The organism is Pseudomaricurvus alkylphenolicus (genome assembly GCF_011683955.1).
In the GTDB taxonomy this organism is placed as follows: domain Bacteria; phylum Pseudomonadota; class Gammaproteobacteria; order Pseudomonadales; family Cellvibrionaceae; genus Pseudomaricurvus; species Pseudomaricurvus alkylphenolicus.
This window is the reverse complement of sequence record NZ_JAAQPI010000001.1, coordinates 1,331,336-1,349,627: the sequence shown is the minus strand read 5'-3', so window position 1 is coordinate 1,349,627 and position 18,292 is coordinate 1,331,336. Positions and strand designations below refer to the sequence as shown.

17 protein-coding genes are annotated in these 18,292 nt (G+C 53.5%); 5 read left to right on the top strand and 12 right to left on the bottom strand.

Annotated features, from left to right (window positions below):
* Nucleotides 1-2 precede the first annotated feature (2 nt).
* Entirely contained in the window at nt 3-512 is a 510-nt protein-coding gene (locus tag HBA55_RS05320) for a nuclear transport factor 2 family protein (RefSeq protein WP_338109357.1), read from the bottom strand.
* A gap of 45 nt (nt 513-557) precedes the next feature.
* Nucleotides 558-1,379, bottom strand: a complete 822-nt coding sequence (locus HBA55_RS05315) for an SDR family NAD(P)-dependent oxidoreductase (RefSeq protein WP_166988091.1) — start codon at nt 1,377-1,379, stop codon at nt 558-560.
* A gap of 149 nt (nt 1,380-1,528) precedes the next feature.
* On the opposite strand from HBA55_RS05315, the gene HBA55_RS05310 reads away from it, so the two are divergent.
* Genes HBA55_RS05310 through HBA55_RS05300 form a run of 3 tightly spaced genes read left to right on the top strand, consistent with a single transcriptional unit; the run spans nt 1,529 to nt 3,758 of the window.
* Nucleotides 1,529-2,743: an MFS transporter gene (locus HBA55_RS05310; protein ID WP_166988088.1), complete on the top strand. Its 1,215-nt coding sequence runs from the start codon at nt 1,529-1,531 to the stop codon at nt 2,741-2,743.
* Nucleotides 2,744-2,753: 10 nt separating this feature from the next.
* Nucleotides 2,754-3,176 (top strand): nuclear transport factor 2 family protein, encoded by a 423-nt coding sequence (locus HBA55_RS05305; RefSeq protein ID WP_166988086.1) that lies wholly within the window; start codon nt 2,754-2,756, stop codon nt 3,174-3,176.
* A 36-nt stretch (nt 3,177-3,212) separates the two neighbouring features.
* A complete protein-coding gene (locus HBA55_RS05300) occupies nt 3,213-3,758 on the top strand; it encodes a nuclear transport factor 2 family protein (protein WP_166988084.1) in 546 nt (181 codons plus the stop codon).
* Nucleotides 3,759-3,800: 42 nt separating this feature from the next.
* Here HBA55_RS05300 and HBA55_RS05295 read toward each other — a convergent pair whose 3' ends face one another.
* The 5 genes from HBA55_RS05295 to HBA55_RS05275 are packed head-to-tail and all read right to left on the bottom strand — an operon-like array spanning nt 3,801 to nt 10,233.
* Nucleotides 3,801-5,507, bottom strand: coding sequence for an FAD-binding protein (locus HBA55_RS05295; RefSeq protein WP_166988082.1), 1,707 nt, complete (start codon nt 5,505-5,507; stop codon nt 3,801-3,803).
* Nucleotides 5,504-6,613 (bottom strand): DUF1214 domain-containing protein, encoded by a 1,110-nt coding sequence (locus HBA55_RS05290; RefSeq protein WP_206019520.1) that lies wholly within the window; start codon nt 6,611-6,613, stop codon nt 5,504-5,506. Before HBA55_RS05290 ends, HBA55_RS05295 begins: the two co-directional genes overlap by 4 nt.
* A 4-nt stretch (nt 6,614-6,617) precedes the next feature.
* Complete coding sequence (locus HBA55_RS05285) at nt 6,618-7,655, bottom strand: zinc-dependent alcohol dehydrogenase (protein ID WP_166988080.1); 1,038 nt, start codon at nt 7,653-7,655, stop codon at nt 6,618-6,620.
* 19 nt (nt 7,656-7,674) lie between these two features.
* The gene (locus HBA55_RS05280; protein ID WP_166988078.1) at nt 7,675-9,396 is read right to left on the bottom strand and encodes a thiamine pyrophosphate-binding protein; all 1,722 of its coding nucleotides are present in this window, start codon (nt 9,394-9,396) and stop codon (nt 7,675-7,677) included.
* 45 nt (nt 9,397-9,441) lie between these two features.
* Nucleotides 9,442-10,233, bottom strand: a complete 792-nt coding sequence (locus tag HBA55_RS05275) for an SDR family oxidoreductase (protein WP_166988076.1) — start codon at nt 10,231-10,233, stop codon at nt 9,442-9,444.
* A gap of 139 nt (nt 10,234-10,372) precedes the next feature.
* On the opposite strand from HBA55_RS05275, the gene HBA55_RS05270 reads away from it, so the two are divergent.
* Both HBA55_RS05270 and HBA55_RS05265 read left to right on the top strand, forming a co-directional pair.
* A complete protein-coding gene (locus tag HBA55_RS05270) occupies nt 10,373-11,656 on the top strand; it encodes an MFS transporter (protein ID WP_166988074.1) in 1,284 nt (427 codons plus the stop codon).
* Nucleotides 11,653-12,417, top strand: coding sequence for an SDR family NAD(P)-dependent oxidoreductase (locus HBA55_RS05265; RefSeq protein WP_206019519.1), 765 nt, complete (start codon nt 11,653-11,655; stop codon nt 12,415-12,417). Before HBA55_RS05270 ends, HBA55_RS05265 begins: the two co-directional genes overlap by 4 nt.
* Before the next feature lie 18 nt (nt 12,418-12,435).
* On the opposite strand, the gene HBA55_RS05260 is transcribed toward HBA55_RS05265, so the two are convergent.
* Genes HBA55_RS05260 through HBA55_RS05240 form a run of 5 tightly spaced genes read right to left on the bottom strand, consistent with a single transcriptional unit; the run spans nt 12,436 to nt 18,141 of the window.
* Nucleotides 12,436-12,885 carry a nuclear transport factor 2 family protein gene (locus HBA55_RS05260; protein WP_166988070.1) on the bottom strand — a complete coding sequence of 150 codons (450 nt, stop codon included), beginning with the start codon at nt 12,883-12,885 and terminating at the stop codon, nt 12,436-12,438.
* Between the two features lie 41 nt (nt 12,886-12,926).
* Nucleotides 12,927-15,056, bottom strand: coding sequence for an oxidoreductase (locus tag HBA55_RS05255; protein ID WP_166988068.1), 2,130 nt, complete (start codon nt 15,054-15,056; stop codon nt 12,927-12,929).
* A gap of 8 nt (nt 15,057-15,064) precedes the next feature.
* Nucleotides 15,065-15,820: an SDR family NAD(P)-dependent oxidoreductase gene (locus HBA55_RS05250; protein ID WP_338109356.1), complete on the bottom strand. Its 756-nt coding sequence runs from the start codon at nt 15,818-15,820 to the stop codon at nt 15,065-15,067.
* A 25-nt stretch (nt 15,821-15,845) separates the two neighbouring features.
* Nucleotides 15,846-16,601: an SDR family NAD(P)-dependent oxidoreductase gene (locus tag HBA55_RS05245; protein ID WP_206019518.1), complete on the bottom strand. Its 756-nt coding sequence runs from the start codon at nt 16,599-16,601 to the stop codon at nt 15,846-15,848.
* 1 nt (nt 16,602) lies between these two features.
* On the bottom strand, nt 16,603-18,141 hold the full coding sequence (locus tag HBA55_RS05240; protein WP_166988064.1) for a fatty acyl-CoA synthetase: 1,539 nt from the start codon (nt 18,139-18,141) through the stop codon (nt 16,603-16,605).
* Between the last annotated feature and the right edge of the window lie 151 nt (nt 18,142-18,292).

The window sequence follows — 18,292 nt, the reverse complement described above, 5'->3', positions numbered from 1 at the left end:
TGTTACTCCTTAGTCACTAAGCCGGGTGCATCACCCATTTGCAGTAAATTCATTTGGCCTTCTTCGGCATTCAGAAGAAGGTTGGACATCAAGGTGTACTTGGAGACTTTCATCTTCCATTCACCATTGATCTTTATATACTCATCCTCGTAGTAGCCGTGCATCATCTGCACCAGCTTTTTCTCCGTTTCCAACAATTGAAACCGCATACGCCAGCGTCCCGTCGCCGAATCAGGGCCAGTTATATTAATTTCCGGAGCCATTCCGTGATGCATGTCGATATGGCTGGTATGACATGCCAGCTCCTCAAACGTAGCGATAAATTTGTCCATGTCTCGATATTGGCCGATAAAACCGAAGTCGATCAGGAAATCCCGCTCGTCATAGCACGATCGCATATCGGCGGTGGATCGTACATCACAGGCGAACCACCAGCGGGCTTTCAGTTTTTTGATGGACTCAATATCTTCCAGCATCTGTATCTTGCGGGCTAATGTGCTTAATTCCGACACGAAGACTCCTTGACTTGCGTTGATAACTTTTAGAGACGGATTAAATCAGGCGCCGTATAAACAGAGGTCGGCGTCCGGGATTTGCTCGGACAGCAGCACATCGACACGGCGTTTATATTCCGGTTTGAATTCCGGATGCGTAAATATCCAGTAGCGACGCTCTTCAATGGCATCAAAGGTGATTTTGGCCAGTTCCTGGGGTGACATACCGTACGCCTTGAGCTGGCCATCCATCAGTTCGGCCATTTCTTTGCCATGCTCGCCAGCATCGCCATGTTCCAATGACTCTTGAAAGATGTTGCTCTGAACTGTGCCAGGACAAAGAACTGAAAAACCCAGGTTAGACTGCTTCTGGTATTCGTAGTGCAATGCTTCGGTGAAAGCCACCACCGCGGCCTTGGCCGCACCATAGCTGCTCATCGAATGCCAGCTCAGCAAACCACCGACCGAGGCGGTATTAACAATATGTGAGTAAGATTCGGAGGCAGACATTTGAGGTAAGAAAGCTCGGGTTCCATGCATCACACCCAAGGCATTAACCGACATGACTTTGCTGTAGGCTTCTGGCGCCGTGTCTTCGAGTCTCCCGGTCACCATGATACCGGCGTTATTGAACAGAAGATCGGCACCGCCAAACTCTTGCTCCACAAGCTTGGCCAGCCCCAATTGCTGTCGATAATCAGAAACATCCACTTGCTGGTGGATCACCCTGACGGCGTCGTTGACCAAACTGGCAGCCAGGTGCTCTAAGCCCTCCGAATCAACGTCCGCCAAAACCACATTCAATCCGCGGCGAACAGCCTCTATCGCCAATCCGGATCCAATTCCACTGGCCGCCCCAGTAATCACAGCCGTCTTGATGTTCATCAGATTTACGCTTCCGTCCTGCCTGTCTTTGTCACTGGAATCTATCGTCGGCCATTCGTCGGTTCATTACCTCGTCTGTTTAGATGAAGTTAATTGTTGTCCATGTTCTAGTATTGAGGCTTTCGCCATACTGGAGCTTCGACAGCACGATGATGCGAACCGATCAGAAACTATTGGCAGCGGTATGTGTTTTGGGACCGGCGCTGGTATCGTTGATTCCCATGGCTGCCGCCCCCACTCTGCCCGCACTTGCCAGCGAAATGAGTCGTTCCGGTGACGGGCAATTTTATGCGCAATTGGTCATGACGGTGCCGGCCATAGCGTTAATGCTCTTCTCCCCGGTTTCCGGTCTGTTTATCGAGAAGTATGGTGTTCGACGGGTGCTGCTGGCTTCACTTTTGACTTATGCGATATCAGGCTTTGCCGTCTTCTTCACCGAAGAGCATGTACACATCATCGCCCTTCGATTACTGCTCGGCGTGGCGGGTGGCGGGGTACTCACCGCTTGCCTGACATTAATTGGTGATCAGTTTAAGGGAGGATCGAGAGAACGGCTTCTGGGTTACGCGACTGCTTTGGCATCCATCTTTGCCGCACTGGCCATGGTGTTTGGCGGCGTACTGGTGGATCTCTGGGGGTGGAAAGCGCCATTCTCTCTGTATCTTATGGGGCTGCCGGTTTTCGTGGCCGCCTGGCGCTGTGCCGGGGAGAATGGAGGAAGGTTATCTGATAATGGCGTCGCCGAACCTGCGGTTGATGATCCAAACCACAGCCACCTGCCGCTGTTGTCGCTTTGGCCGTATTATCTGATGTTACTCCTACTGACGGTAGGCATGTTTTCACCCTCCATTCAGGGCCCCTTCGCCCTCGAGTCACGAGGATTGAGTAGCGCCTCTGACCGAGGCATGATTCTCGGTCTCACCTCGGTAATGGCCTTTTTCTCGGCCAGCGCCTATGGCCGCTTGCGAGATCGGCTAAGCGCGGAATCTATTCTGGTCATTGATTTCCTGTGTATGGGCATTGGATTTTTGACGTTTTCCCAGTCCACAACCATTGAGTCTATGGCCTTTGGCTGTGCCATTATCGGTGTCGGTGCCGGTATGTCCGAGCCGGCCATCGCCTCCATTGTGATCAAGAAGACGCCGGTTTACCTTCATGGCCTGGCAATGGGATTGATTGTCAGTGCGCTGAACGGTGGTCAGTTTTCCAACCCTTTACTCATGGACCCGCTGCGCCACTGGATTGAAATCGACGGTGCCTTCATGGTGTTGGCGTTGACGTTCATCACAATCGGGGCTGCCCGGATCTTTAGCAGCAGAGTTCGTTCATCAGAAATCGGCAAATACTCCCCAGAGCGCTATTAGAGAGATCGACATGAAAAATCCATTGGCCTTGAAACAAATCAACGACGCTAGAGGCACGCTTTCCCGGGAACAGATAGAGCGAAAAGTGCGTGACTTCCAAGCCTCATATGCCAACAAAGACTGGCAGACCAGGGCTGCGCTCTTATCGAATGATGTCGTGTTCGAGGACACCGTTGGCGTCCCACCACCTGCCATTGGCCGTGAAGCAGCCGCGGAGTATTTTCAATCCGTTATTGCCTATGGGATCAACGTCAACATGACGGCTGAAAAAATCATCGTCATGGGCAATGAGAGCTTTGTGCTGACACGAGCGATCTGGTGGAAAGACGGGGATGAGCCTGAACGCTTGCTACTGATTCAGAATTTTAAATTCAATGACGACGGTGAAATGTGCCACATCCGCATCGCCTACGATGAGGGGTGTTTGGAGTAAATTCACTACTTATTACATGATCCTGAGGAGGATGACATGACATACCCGAGAGAAGAAGTGATGGCCGCAGCTGAGCGACTGAAGCAGGCCTTTGTCGAAGCTGAGCAGCGCAATACCTGGTCCTGGATCGCTGACGAGCTGTATCACGAGGACGCGACCTATTACTGCCCCTACGGGGGCTGCATGCCGGTATTTGCCCGCAACCGGGACGAGATCCGGGCAACGCACTATGGTCGCGACATGGACGTAGGATCAGGATGGACGGGCTGGAGTTTTCCCATCACACATATTTCCGTCGATGGCGACCAGATTGTCACCCGCTGGGTCAACCGTGGGCCAGGCCAGCGCCCCGACGGCAGCTACTATGAAACCGAAGGTGTGAGTTTTATTACCTACGGCGGTAATGGAAAATTCTCCTCCCAGTATGACCTGTTCGATATCGGTCATCAAATGAAATTATGCGATGAACTTAAAGAAGCAGGGCTGCTAGACCCAACGCTGGAGGCAGAATGGGTAAAACCCATGAAACGTCGTATCATTGATTCGCAGGAGCAGGGGATCTCTCCCGCCGAGAAGGTATAGGTTCTATTGGGATTGCGTAAGGTGGATTACGCCGCTTCGCGGCTAATCCACTCTACAATCAGTAATATCCAATGCCGCCAGAAAACCGAAGGTCATCGCCGGACCCAGTGTGGAACCGGCACCGGGATACGCGGGGCCCGTCACCGAGGCAGCATTATTGCCAACCGCATACAGTCCCTTAATCACGTCACCACAATTATCGATCACTCGGGCCGTTTCATCCGTGGCCAATCCACCCTTGGTGCCAATATCCCCGGGATACACCGGCATGGCATAAAAAGGCGCTCTACCCAACGCCGCCAGATTAGGATTTGGCTTTACATTCTGGTCTCCATAGTAACGATCGTAAGCAGCCTCCCCCCGTCCGAAATCGCTGTCAACCCCGGTAGTGGCAAAGCCATTAAATCGCTCAATGGTGTTTTCAAGTGTTTTCGCATCCATTCCCGTTTGTTTCGCCAGACCGGCAATGCTCGATGATTTGCAGATCATTTTGCGCACCTCGCGGCGGTGCACCCAGTCTGGCAATACTGGCATCAGTGGCCCCATGGGGTATTTTTTCCGGAAGGTCGCGTCAAATACAATCCAGGAGGGAATCGTGCGCTTGTCCGGCTGATCCGCATCAATCATGGCCTTGGCCGCCACGTCATAGCTGCGTGCTTCGTTCATATAGCGTTCGCCCCGCTGGTTGACGATAATGCAACCCGGTAATGCCCGTTCGTAGAATAAGGGCCGACCACGGCTTTCTCCCGGCACCCTGACCGTTGGCGCCCACCAGGCGTGCTCCATGAGATCCGTGGCCGCGCCAATACGCATACCCGCCAGAATCGCATCACCGGTATTATTCACCTGGCCGCCAGACCACTCAGGCCGTCCCTCACCCGGCAGGTACTGATCGCGCATCGCCTGGTTTCTTTCGAATCCGCCCGCTCCCAACACCACACCCTTTCGTGCCCGAACGCGAATTCGTTGCCCCTCGCGGTTAACGATGGCCCCTGAAACAGCACCGTCATCTCCACGCACGAGATCCAGCAATGGTGACTGCAGCCACATTTCGCCGCCATATTGATTGAACGCACGCTTGAGATGCGCGGCAATGGCATTGCCAAACACAAGAAAGCGGCTGCGTTTAGAGCGTAACCGCTGTGGGACATCGCTGAAGTAGCGCCACAATACCTTAGCCATGGTGCTCATCCAGCCTGGGCCACGGGTTACCATTGGCGCCGCTTCCATCGTGGTCCAGGGAATGCACCCGAACAAGGCCGTACTGGGATGGCCCGGCAATAGCCGGGAAAAGTCTTCATCGCGCAATTGGGAAGCGTGCAAGGTATTGGTTTCGTGGGTACGATAACCGTGTTTACCACCCGGCAATTCCGCATGGTAGTCGGTATAGGGAATAGCGTTAAAACGCAGACCGGAAACAGACTCAATATGCCTGGCCATGTTTCTGGCGCCTTCGGTAAAGGCACGGATCTTGGCATCGTTTACCGTATCACCGGTCAAGGATTTGATGTATTGAAAGGCCTCTTTGGGACTGTCCTCCTGACCCTGAGCCTGTGCGGAATCACTGGCGGGAATCCAGACACCACCGCCGCAGGTGGCTGAACTGCCACCGTAGTGTTCTCCCTTTTCGATCATTAACGTTGTTGCGCCCCGTTGAGCGGCAGTGACAGCGGCAACCATGGCGCCCGCCCCGGTCCCAACAACGAGTACGTCTACCTCATGGTCCCAATGACCATTGGATGTATTCATGGGCTGCGATTCTCCAGTTTCACAATTTTGCTGGTTGGTACGGGATGATGTGAGGCACGAACCCAACGCAATAACACAAAACCCTCGTCGTGCCCTTCCGTTGGTAGCCAATTACCGAAACCAGGATCAGTTTTTGCAATGACGATGGTCGCAGTGCCATCGCGGTTGAGTGTTACTGAGTGCTTATTTACCCAGATGTTGTGGTAGCGATAATCCAGCGATTCCATCCACCAGTTGTTGATCTGAATATTCCAGTGTTCACACTCTGGCACTGGCGTATCGATAACCAGCGCTTCGCCGGGTTTGAGCCGCCAATAGCCATGCACATAAAAAATTTGAGGATCGCCACCGGCCCTGATAAACATGTCCTGCCCCCAATCCTTCAGTTGGTTGGGGCTTTGCATAAACGTTTCAGCCCAGCCAGCGAACAAGGCAGAGGAGTGAACCACAAAGTCCGCTGCCGCCATCAATCGATTGGCTAGCACGGTCGGGTCCGCTGGTGGTGGTACCGAAGGACCGTCACTGATGCGTTCGATTCCTATGGTGGCTGGCGTTTCACGTCTGCGGTCCAGAAAAGTCTGACGAAGATGTAACATCGAAGAATCCTCCGCCAGGGGCAGCCAGGGCTGATTATCTTCTGGTTTGGTGACACTGACGATGATGTTAAAGTTGCCGTGTTTATCGGGACAGAATTGTTCACCAACCAGCTCACCGGTAGATGGCATAGTCCCATCAATGGCATAGCGATTGGCCTTGGATCCAATGCTCAGATAGGAGACCGAGCCAATATTTCCCCGCAAGCGATATTGATGCTTACCGGATATGGTGGCTGAGAGATAAAGGTTATCCGGGTTGTCGCCACCTAACTTGGCGGTTTCGTGACTCGGTTGGTAGAACGACGGAAACTCCGGATCACCACTTTCCAGATAGATCTCCAGTCCCAGGCGAATCAGTCTGCTGAGGTAACGGCTGCCTTCTGCCTGATCAAAGTCAGATGTCGGAGCACCGGGATGTCTTAAGGTAGCTGTCGCCTCGGACAAACGCTTACAGAATTTTTGCCACAGCTGTCCGTCGCAAACAGCAGCGTCATCAGTGTTCAGTGCCACAGGCTCAGTCCTTTAATTCGTCCGGGTTGGGGTAAAGCAGCACCTTGATGGCTTCAGGCCCGCCTTGGGTCACAAAAGCCCGGTCAACCTCATCGAGATCAAAGCAATGGGAAATAAGGGAGCGGCGATCCACCTTACCCTGTGCCATCATATCCAGTGCCTGGCCAAGTTCTTCTGCGGCATAGCCTTCGGAGCCCATAATGGTAATCTCTTTTTCAATGGTCGGCATAAAATCCACATCGAACCGCCCCTCATAGGCACCAAAGCAAACGATGCGGCCCACACCGCCACCCTTAAGCATATAGAGGGCGTTTTGCAGAGGCGTGTTGCCCTGCATGCTCTTGATGTAGCCGGCGCAGTCGATCACGGCATCCACCGCCGGTGGGTTAATCGAGGGCCATTGCAGCGGTGCCGAACCACAGTGCTGCCGGACCTTTTCAATGACATCACCCTCGCTCGCATTCACAGTGACCGCTCCCAGCTCCCGGGCCTTGTCGAGGCGACGCTCGGACACATCAATCACGACAACCTTGCCCAGCTTTACATCCGCGGCGAACAGTGCCTGAACGACACCCAATCCAATAATACCCGCGCCGTAAACCACGATGTTTTCGCCTGACTTCGGATTGACTTTGCGTACCATCTGCAAGCCATCGGCCAGGGGTTCTGTCGTTGCCGCTTCCTGAAACGACACGCCATCAGGCATCTTCGCCAATTGGAAGGGATTATTGGGCACCGGTACATATTGTGCGAATCCACCCATACCCACACCCACTACTCGTTCACCCAACTCGAAGCCTTCCACTTCGGATCCCATTTCAACGATAACGCCGCTGAATTCGTGCCCCGGGATTTCTTTTCCACAACTGGTTTTTCGATTCAGCACATGGCGGTGGGCTTCGGTGCGATACATATGCATATCTGATCCACAGATGCCACAGGCCATCACCTTAACCAGGACTTCGTCTGAGCGGATCTGTGGGTATTCAACATTATCTTCGGTGACAATGTGAAGTGGATCCTTAAAAACCGCGGCTTTCATACCTTGCTCCTGTGCAGAATCATATATAGGCCACCTTGTCACCATGCCACTTGTAAATCAGATCAGCATGAGGCGCTTGATAGGCGGCGGTTTCCCGATCCATCAGAATTTGCACCAGTGCCGGCTTGCCGCTTTCAAAGGCCCGTTGCATCGCCGGTTGAATCTGTTCGGTACGTTCACAAAACTCACCGTGGCCGCCCATTTCTTCAACCATTTTGTCTAATCTGATAAACTGGTGATCAACCTCAAAAGTGCGACCAAAGCGGTGTTGATAATACGGAACCTCCAGTGCCCAACCCTGATCGTAGGCAACCACCACCACGATCGGCAGCTGGTAACGTACAGCCGTTTCAAATTCCATGGGGTAAAAACCGAAGGCACCATCACCGGTAAAAAGACACACGCGTTTATCTGGATGCGCTAATTGAGCGCCGATGGCATAGGGCACTCCCACTCCCAGCATTCCCATTTTCAAGGTAGCCAGGAAGTCACTGTGCTGGTTGTGTAGATAGCGTTGTTGCCAGAGAAAAGTAGCACCACCATCGCTGACCACGACGGAATCATTGGGCAACGCCTTTTGCGCTTCCAGTATCAGGCGACCTGGATGCACGGGTTCCATTTCTATTGCCGCATCGGAAAAAGCATTAATCGCCTCAAGGCGCTGCTCTCGCCATGCAGACATTTCACTGGGCTCAGCACGGCGCTGACGCCTTTGCAACGACTGAATCAGCAATGGCAGAACCTCAAGGAGATCTCCGGTCAGGGCAATATCCAGCGGCCGATTGCGCCCGGCAATATAGGGGTCTTTTTCAACTTGAATCCAGGTTTGATCGTCGCCAAAAAATGGACCAAATCCCTGCTGTTCCCGCCAGTAGAGATTGTCTCCGAACATCAACTTTTCGCCAATGGACGAGCCAAGCATCAACAACAGATCCGCCTGCTGCGTGGCTTCGAGTCCGGGGCCATAGCCAAAATCCAGAACCTGTGGGTGGTTATCCGGAAAAGTGCCTCTTCCGCCGTAGGTGCGAATCACCGGGCATTGCAGCAAATCAGCCAACTGTTGCACCAGTTTGTGCGCGCGCGCATTTCTGACACCGGCCCCCGGCATCAATACCGGCAGGCGAGCTTCGATCAAGCGGTCCGCCACCTGCTCAATAGTCTCAACTGACGGCATCAGCCGAGCGGGTCGATAACGCTCTGGTGACACCAGAGGTTCGAAGTCGTACTCTTCACGCAACATATCGAACGGCAGTCCCAGGTATACCGGACCGGGACGTCCGATTTTCATTTGCCGAAAAGCCTCCCGGAAGAGTTCATCCACCTGTTCGGGCCGCTCGAGTATTGCCGCCAGCTTGGTGACCGGCTTTACCATATCGAGCAGATTGGGGCACTGGAACTGTGAACTGCGCACAGAGCTTCGGGCTACAAGCCCCCGTTCTGAACCCAAGTAGAGAATCGGTAGTCCTTCAGCTTCGGAATGGACAATGGCTGGCAGCAGATTGCTGGCACCTGGCCCGCAGTTGCCCCCCGTTACCGCAATATTGCCGGTGGATTGGGCATGGGCTTCGGCCATATAAGCACAGGCGGTCTCATGGTGACCGGCAATAATTTTGCCACCCTGTTCTACAAGGCGGTTGTGAATATCACCGAAGGTCACCTCCGGCAAGGTAAACATGGTGTCTACACCTTCGAGCATCAACAAGTCCGCAATGCGGCTTCCCAGTGTTTGTCGTATGGTCATGGATTTTGTCCTGATCTATGTCTATTCGAATGCGATACATTTAGCTTAGTGCGGCATAAAATCACCACCGTTCACGTCCAGGCTGGCGCCGGTGACAACCGATGACAAATCGGAGGCAAAGAACAAGGCGGCTTTGGCACATTCATCGTCGGTGGGAATACGTCCCAGGGGAATCTGGCGGATAACCTCTGCCTTAACCGTCTCCAGATCAACTCCCCGCTGTTGAGCTTCACCACGCATATATTCCTCGACGCTGGTGCCCCACATCCACCCCAGATACACCGAATTAACCCGGATATTATCCGCCCCAAGCTCCAGAGCCAGATGCGCCGATGCACTGGCCAGAGCCGCTTTAGAGGCCGCATAACCACCGTTGAACAGCATGGGTTTGTGTACCGCCATGGTGTTGACCATAACGATACTGCCACCGCCGTGAGCTCTCATATGGGGCACCACTGCCTGAGTCAGCTGCAACGTTCCAAACAAGTTGACCTGCATGGGCCTCTGCCAGGAGTCCAGATCAGCTCGGTCCACGCTTGAAAAGCTACCGGGGTCGTAGGCGCTGTTAATAAGTGCATCAATACGACCAAAATGGGAAACCGCGTGATCTGCCAGTGCATCGCAGACCCCACGATCGGTTATATCCGCAGGATGTTTAAGAATACTTTGACTGGAGAAACCCTTGTCGACGGCGGATTCTTCAAAATGGATCAGACGGTCTGTGTTACGTGAAGCCAACACCACCGACGCCCCCTGTTCCAGCGCGGCCAGCGCCAGCTTGCTGCCCAGGCCCGGACCAATCCCGGTGATCATTACCACCTTGCCCTTCAAGATCATGCTGTTGTTTACCCCTCACCTGTGTTGATAGATAAAAGCTACCACAGCGCACAGCGGGGGGATTCATGCGATCAAATGAGGTTTGCTGGCAGGCCTCTCACGTAGCATTAACCGTGATTATTCAGAGAGTGAAGTGTTGATGAAGGAAACAGAAAATACGCCGCATCAAGGTCACCAGGATTTCCTGGGGTGGCGCATGGTGGCAATGGGGTTTTTGTGTCAAAACCTGGTATTGGGCGCGACCTACGGGACATACAGTTTACTGATCAACCCGTTGACCGAGACCTTTTCGACGCCACGATCACTGAGTTCCTCCGGCATAGCGCTTATCACCTTAATGATGGGCGTTGCTGCACCCTGGATCGGTAAAGCCATGGATCGCTTCTCCATCCGCTCAATCATCACCATCGGTGCGCTGTTGACGGGTCTGGGATTATTAGGCGCAGCCCAGGCCCGCAATCTAACGCTATTTCTATTGGCTTATACGCTCCTGGTAGGCATGGGGGCCGCGATGATGGGGCCACTGGCAGCTGCCACCTTGGCCAATAACTGGTTTCAGAAAAAGCGCGGCCTGGCCATGGGCATCGTATCAATACCTCTGTTGCCCGCCCTGATGCCTCTTATGTTTAGTCAGGGATTGGAAGTCTTCGGTTGGCGCCACTCGCTGATGGGTACGGCGTTGTTATTTTTCCTGGTGCTGCCGCTGCTGACCATGATCGTCAGCCGCCCTTCGGACGTTGGTCAACGTCCCTATGGATCAGCGAAAGTCGACCATTCCAGCCCTTGCGCCCTAACGCAAGACTGCCACCGCTGGACCACACTGATGTTGCTGAAAAATTTGAAATTCTTCAGTTGCACGGTGTTCGCAGGACTGATCACTGCCGGATCGATTGTGATCGTCACCCATATCGTTCCCTACGCCACGGACTATGGCATTAGTGCGGGCAATGCGTCGTTGCTGTTAGCTTGCAATGGTGTCTTCTCGATGGTTGGTGCGCTTTCAATCGGCTGGATCTCGGACCGTTTTGGCGCCGGCAAAGCACTGGGGATCAGCGCCCTCATTCAGGCCGTGCTCTGGTGTGTACTGCTGACGCAGCCTCCCTTTCCACTACTGCTGCTGGCCGTGATGGGTATCGGTTTTTCCGCTGGAGGCTGTGTGCCGGCATTTAATAACTTGCTGGCTCACACCTTTGGCGCGCCCTCCTTTGGCACAGTGTTGGGATTGGCCTCGGTGGTGCTGTTACCAATGAATTTTGGTGCTCCGGTATTTGCCGGCGTCATGTTCGATATGTTTGGCAGCTATGAATGGGCGCTTCGTATCCATATTGCGATGTTTTTTGCCGCTGCGATTTTCTTCGTTTTTGTCTGTCACCGAATTTCTCTGCGCTCCCCCACAAAGTCTACCGTAGGTTTCGCACTATGAACCAACCCCATAGCACTGCAGTCATCGTAACGGGCGCTGCCTCCGGCATTGGTCGCGCATGCGCAGAGCTCCTGGCCGCCGCGGCAAGACCCGTAGCGCTATGGGACCTGAACACAAAAGCCGCCCGGAGAATAGCAGCAGAAATACGGGAACAATATGGCGTCGATACCTGTGCATTGGGCATCGATATATCACACACGAGAGAATTTCCACAGGCAGTTGAGGCCAGCCACCGTTCACTGGGCTCCATCGGTGGACTGATCCACGCCGCCGGGATCTCCCACGAAAGTCCTGTCGATACCATGACGGAAGAAGACTGGGACCATGTTCAGGCCATTAACTTACGCAGTTATCCGTTTTTGATCCAGGCCCTGTTGCCGCAGCTCAAACGCCAGGTCGATTCCGCCATTGTGGGAATTGCCTCTATAAACGCGATCATGGGCAATGGTCGTATACCCGCCTACTCGGTGTCCAAAGCCGGGGTGATGGCGTTAACGCGCTCACTTTCGGACAGCTTGGGAGAACAGGGCATTCGCATTAACGCAATTTGCCCCGGTTATATTCGAACGCCTATGTCTCAAGCGGCCTTTGATCAGTCACCTGGTTTGGAGCAGCAATTGCAATCTCAAACGTTTTTAAACCGAATTGGTACACCTGAAGAGATTGCCAGGGTTGCCCGGTTTTTGCTGTCTACCGAATCCAGCTATATCACGGGTCAGTCGATTGTCGTCGATGCCGGTGCAACCCTTTCTCAATTATAAGGACCGACAAGTGTCGACCTATGGAGTTATGTCGTAACGCCCGTGCGCGCTTAGATCACCAAACAAGTCGTTACTGATACGACGCTCGATAAAGTGCCACTCACCATCGACTTTTTGGAATCGATCGTGATAGTCGCCTGTGATGATAGGTTGGAGAGGCAAGACCTTGGTTTGCTGGAATACAACGACAGTACTACTTGCCGTAGCTTCCTCAGATCCGTCTGGTTCAAGGATCAGGTTAGCAATAATATGCCTGGTCCGAGGAATGCCCTCATAAAGTTGAAGAAAGTCTCTAAACATACCGTTGATTGTCTCAGGATCACAATCAACCGGGTTTTCAATCCCCTCGAAATATACCTTGGCCCTGGCAAACAGTTTTCCCAACTCCTCCAAATCACCAGAGTCCAGGTGCTTGGGGTAACGATGTATCAGATTCTGGATTTGGATATAATCTTCTGTCGTGAGCATGATTTGATGTCCATTGTGTGATTTAGTCGTGCCTGAGGGCGCTAGATGTCCAGGCCAACTTGATGCCCGCCATGCATAGCCCCTTCGATATAGCCCACTTGACTGCAGTCCCCAACCAGCTCCACCTCAAAGCCACGTGCGCGAATCGAATTCGCCAGTTTGTGATTATGCACGGTGCCTGAGGTCACAATGACGTGATCGGCGGCAATCGTCCGCTCTTGATTTCGCTCATTCAGGTAAGTCAGCGTGCGAGTCGCAATTTTTGTTAAACGTGCTTTGGACAAGAAACTGACCCCGTGCCTTCGGCAGTCGGCCAGATTGCGCCAGCGCCGTACCACCGGCGTCTCTCTGCCAAATCGATCACTCTCCTCAAGAATGGTGACCTGTCTGCCACGTTCGGCCAGATACTCAGCCAGTTCCAACGCCACCAGGCCACCGCCTACCAGAACCACCCGTTTTCCCAGGGGCAACCAGAGCTTACTGAGTTCTCGCATCATAGCCGGGTAAGCGGTAATACCCGTCAGGCGGCCCGCGGTTAACATCCACTGATCGATGTTCGAGAACTTGCCCTTTAAACCTTCAGCATTGTCTCCGGTAATCATATCCCGCATGTCATCACCACTGAGTACGTGGGGTAAATCGATTCCCGGCACCTGAGGCATCTCTCGGCCAGCACCAACCGCGACAACGACTTTAGCTGGTCTCTGAGCCTGAACGAATTCGACGGTTGCTGTAACCCCCAGATGAATATCAACCGGCAACTGCCGTAACTGATGCTCTAAATATTTCACCAACTTGCTGTTGGGCGGGTAGGAAACGCCTGAGAAGAACACCGTGCCTCCCAAACGCCGGGATTTTTCCACCAACGTCACTTGATGCCCACGCAGTGCAGCCACTCGTGCCGCCTCCATTCCCCCCGGGCCACCACCAATCACCAAGACCTTTTTGGGTTGGTCAGTGGCGATTAATTGGCGTTGATTTTCGTAACCCGTGGTGGCGTTGACCGCGCAGCGGATATGGCTGCGTTTAAAGATACTGCTGATGCAGGTATAACAGAGAATACAAGGGCGAATGTCTTCCATCCGACCCTGCTTGACCTTGTTCGGTAACTCGGGATCGGCCAGTAGCTTGCGTCCCATGGTCACAAAATCGATTTTCCCTTGTGCAATAAGTCTGTCACCCACCTCAGGTTCAATACGCCCCGGCATGATAACCGGCACATCAACGACATTCTTTATCGCAGACGCATAGGGTAAAAACCCGGCTGGCGTGTGCGTAGCATGCCCTTCGGTATAACAGGTTCCTTTATGGTGATCACCATCGGCACTGCAATGGACGGCATCTGCCCCGGCCTCAACGGCTAGCCGTGCCGCTACCTGGGCGTCTTCATTGGTAATGCCGCCTTCGGCGAATTGATTGGAATCCAACCGAAACCAGATCGGAAAATCCTTGCCAACCCGCTCGCGGACGCGCTTTATGACTTCCACCAACAGACGGGCTCGGTTTTCAATGCAGCCACCATACTGATCGGTGCGGGCATTGACCTGTGGGCTCAGGAAGGTGGAAATCAAGTAACCATGACCGGCATGTATTTCGGCACCGTCGAAACCAATTCGCTTGGCTCGAACTGCTGCATCGGCATAGAGATCAACAACCCTCGCAATATCCTCGTTATCGGCTTCCTTGTAGTGGAGTTTGAACGTATCCACCAGGCAAGGCTCACTGATAATGGCCATTTCCTCGTGGGTAAAATAAGGCGACAATTCATCAGCGCCACCCTCCTCGGGCACAGAAGGACACAGCAGCGCCTCCCCGCGGCAAGAATCGTTCTGAGCCATGAGTCCGCCGTGATGCAGCTGGACCGCCGCTTTGCATCCATGAGCGTGTACCCGACCCACCAGCTTTTTTAGACCGGGAATATACTTATCGTCCGAAATCGCAATATGCCGCCAGTTGGCCGAGCCCTCGGGCCAGCCAACGCTGACTGAACCCATAATAACCATGGCGGCCCCACCGGCGGCCCGTGCTTCGTAGTAAGCCTGAGTCTGCTCGCCGCAGAAGCCACCTTCTTCGGCGGTATTGGAACCCATGGGTGTCATGATAATGCGATTGCGCAACTCAAGGCTGCCAATCTTTCCCGGCGCCATCAGGTGATTCAGTTTCTTGGACATAGACGTTTCTAAAGCGCGGTCTGACCGCCATCAATGGAGAGTGTGGAACCGTTAATAAAGCGAGCTTCGTCCGATCCCACATAGGCGACCAGACCCGCTATTTCCTCAGGGGTGGACAGATCAACCCCCGGCAGTGGCAGCATCCGATTGACCAGGGCTTGATCGGCATCCTCGGGGAAACTGTAGTTGTCGTAAATCGGCGTCAATACGCCACCGGGACAGACGGCATTCGCGCGAAGACCGCGACTGCCAAACTCGGCTGCCACGGACTTAGTAAACCCGATCACACCCGCCTTTACTGCACAGTAAGCCGAGTTATAGGGTTGCCCTTGAAGTCCGGAAGCCGAGGCCATATTCACCACATTACCCCTGCTTTCCAAAAGCAAAGGCAAAGCCGCCTGGGTAATCACAAACACGCTAGTCAGGTTGATACTGAGCATCAGCTCCCATTGCTTTTGAGTCATCGCCTCCAGTCGCCAGGCCCCGGCAATGCCCGCAATATTGCAAAGCAGATCCAGTCGGCCAAACCGCTGCTCAGCGTTCGTTACCATGGCGCGGCAGGAGTCTGCGTCCGTTGCATCAAAGCGCACACACTCAGTTTCGATACCACTCAACTCCTCTGCCACTGCAGTCAGGGCGTCGAGATTAATATCCGCAAGCACCAACCGAGCGCCCTCGCTGGCCAACCGCATCGCCGTAGCCTTGCCAATGCCGGAAGCGGCGCCCGTTACCAGTGCTACTTTTTCGTTGTATCGTTTGCTCACTCGCTGAGTTTCCTCCTGTTCAAAGTTAGTCGATAATGGAATAGCCGCCATCGGCCACCAGCGTATGCCCACACACAAAGGCTGCGGCCGGGCTGCAGAGCAGCATCACTGCGCCTGCAATGTCTTTAGGGGTTCCCCAGCGCCCCATGGGCGTCTTGCTGATTACGCTCTGACTGATCTCATCGTTTTTGACATACATATCAGTCATGGGAGTTGCAATGGAACCTGCGGCGACGGCATTGACTCGAACACCTTCAGCGGCCCAAAGGGCAGTAAAAGTCTTCGTCATTTGCACAATGCCGGCTTTCGCGGCTCCGTAGCCGGGGAAATAAGGACTGCCAAAAAATGACATCATGGAGGCAATATTGATGACACTGGCACCACCGGGAAATTGACTGCGCTTTAAGGTTGCTTCGCATGCGCAGGTCAGTCTATGCACTGAGGTCAGATTAACCAACAGCTCCTTTTCGAAGGCATCTGATCCATAGGTCGCTCCTGCATTGTTAACCAGTACGTCCAGTTCCCTCAGGGATTTACCGAGTCTCTCGACCGAATCCAAATCGGTAAGATTCAACTGCCGGTAATGAAATCCCCTGAGATCGTTGTCATAGTCCTGAGGGCTTTTTCGCGTACCAGTGATCGTCACACAAGCCCCCGCCTCCACAAAGGCGGTCGCGATGGCCAGACCAATTCCGCTTGTTCCGCCGGTCACCAGGACCTGAATACCGCAAAAATCGAAGCGGATACGTGGCCAATTCAGTGATGCTTGCTGAGTATCCATATCAGGCATAACGCTCCCGTAGCTCCCTTTTCAATACCTTGCCTGCGGTATTTACCGGAAGCTCGTCTGTAGAAATATACTTCTTCGGTAATTTGTAAGGAGCCAGGCGAGTACGAAGGTGGTCGTTCAATTCTTCAGTGTTCAACTCGTGTCCTTCCATCGGTACCACCACCGCACAAATGGCTTCGATCCACTTGTCATCCGCAATGCCGATCACTGCTACCTGAGAGACGCTGGGATGGCCATACAGTGCCTCTTCGACCTCGCGACTCGACACCACGACTCCACCAGTGTTGATGACGTCCTTCTTTCGATCTGCGATATAGATATAACCATCGTCATCGATGTAACCCATATCGCCTGAATGGAACCAGCCACCCGCGAAGGCCTCTTCCGTTGCTTCGGGCTTTTGCCAGTAACCGGCAAGCAATTGAGGGGAGCGGTGAACAATTTCCCCAACTTCACCTGGCGCCATGTCCTCAAGCTCCTCGTTAACAATTCGCGTTTGCACATTGATGACGGGCAACCCCACCGAGGTGGGCTTGTGAACATGCCCCGCAGGCGGTAACACTGTCGCCAGGGGAGCAATTTCCGTTTGTCCATAGCAGTTGTAGAACCCCACTGCAGGCAGTAACTCCTTCATCCCGTTCAGGATTTCTTCCGGCATGATGGAAGCACCGTAATAGGCCTTGCGCAGCGAGCGGATGACTGATCCCGAAGTGGATTTATGTCTCAATAACCCGGTCCAGACAGTGGGCGGGGCGAAGAACGAATTCAATTGCTCGGCTTCGATCAGCGCCAGACAGCCCTCGATCTCCGGAGATTGCAGTATGAAGTTACTGGCACCGACCAATAGGCTCGGCATGCTGAATGTGTGCATCTGGGCACAGTGGTACAGTGGTAGCGCTGCCAGCAGGCGATCATCCTCTTTGAGATCCAGAGCAATGATACAACTATAATATTGACTCATCAGCGAGCGATGGGTATGCATAACGCCTTTTGGCGCTGCGGTTGTACCTGAGGTATAAATGATTTGGGCCAGCTCATCATCCGCAGGCGCTGTCCGCTGGACCTCTCCCATCCTCTCGTCTAGAGCCCAGTTCAACACGTCCAAATTCCCGGACCCGCAAAGCGAGCCCACGAATTGCGGTCGCTTATGAGGCTCCAGATCATCAACAGTACCCGTCTGTTTCAAATCGTGAAACAGCGCAGTGGCGCCTGCATCCTCAACAATATAGGCCAATTCCGGCGACGTTAGCGCGTAGTTTAGGGGTACATGAACAATGCCTTGACGGGCACAGGCCAACCATAACAACAGGTAGGCATCTGAGTTTTGAGCAAAAGCGACCAGTCTCTGGCCTGGTTGTATCCCAAGTTGCGTCAGACCAGCGGCGACCCGCTCTACCGCCCGGCAGATCTCTCGAAAGCTCCATTGCCGCTGTTCAAACACCAGGGCCAGCTTGTCTCCATAGCGACGAGAGGATCGCTCAAAAGCGCAATAGACGCTATTTTCGCTTATCGAATGATGGTCAGCGTTCACGCTTGGCTCCAATATTTAGAAATCAGCGTTTATCATAGAGCTCGAGCGATACCGGCGACTCACCTGATCAGGTGAATTCTCTCCATTCAGTGGACTAAATATGTATATACAAACGACTGTGAATCAGCGTTTATCTAAGCTACACTTTCGT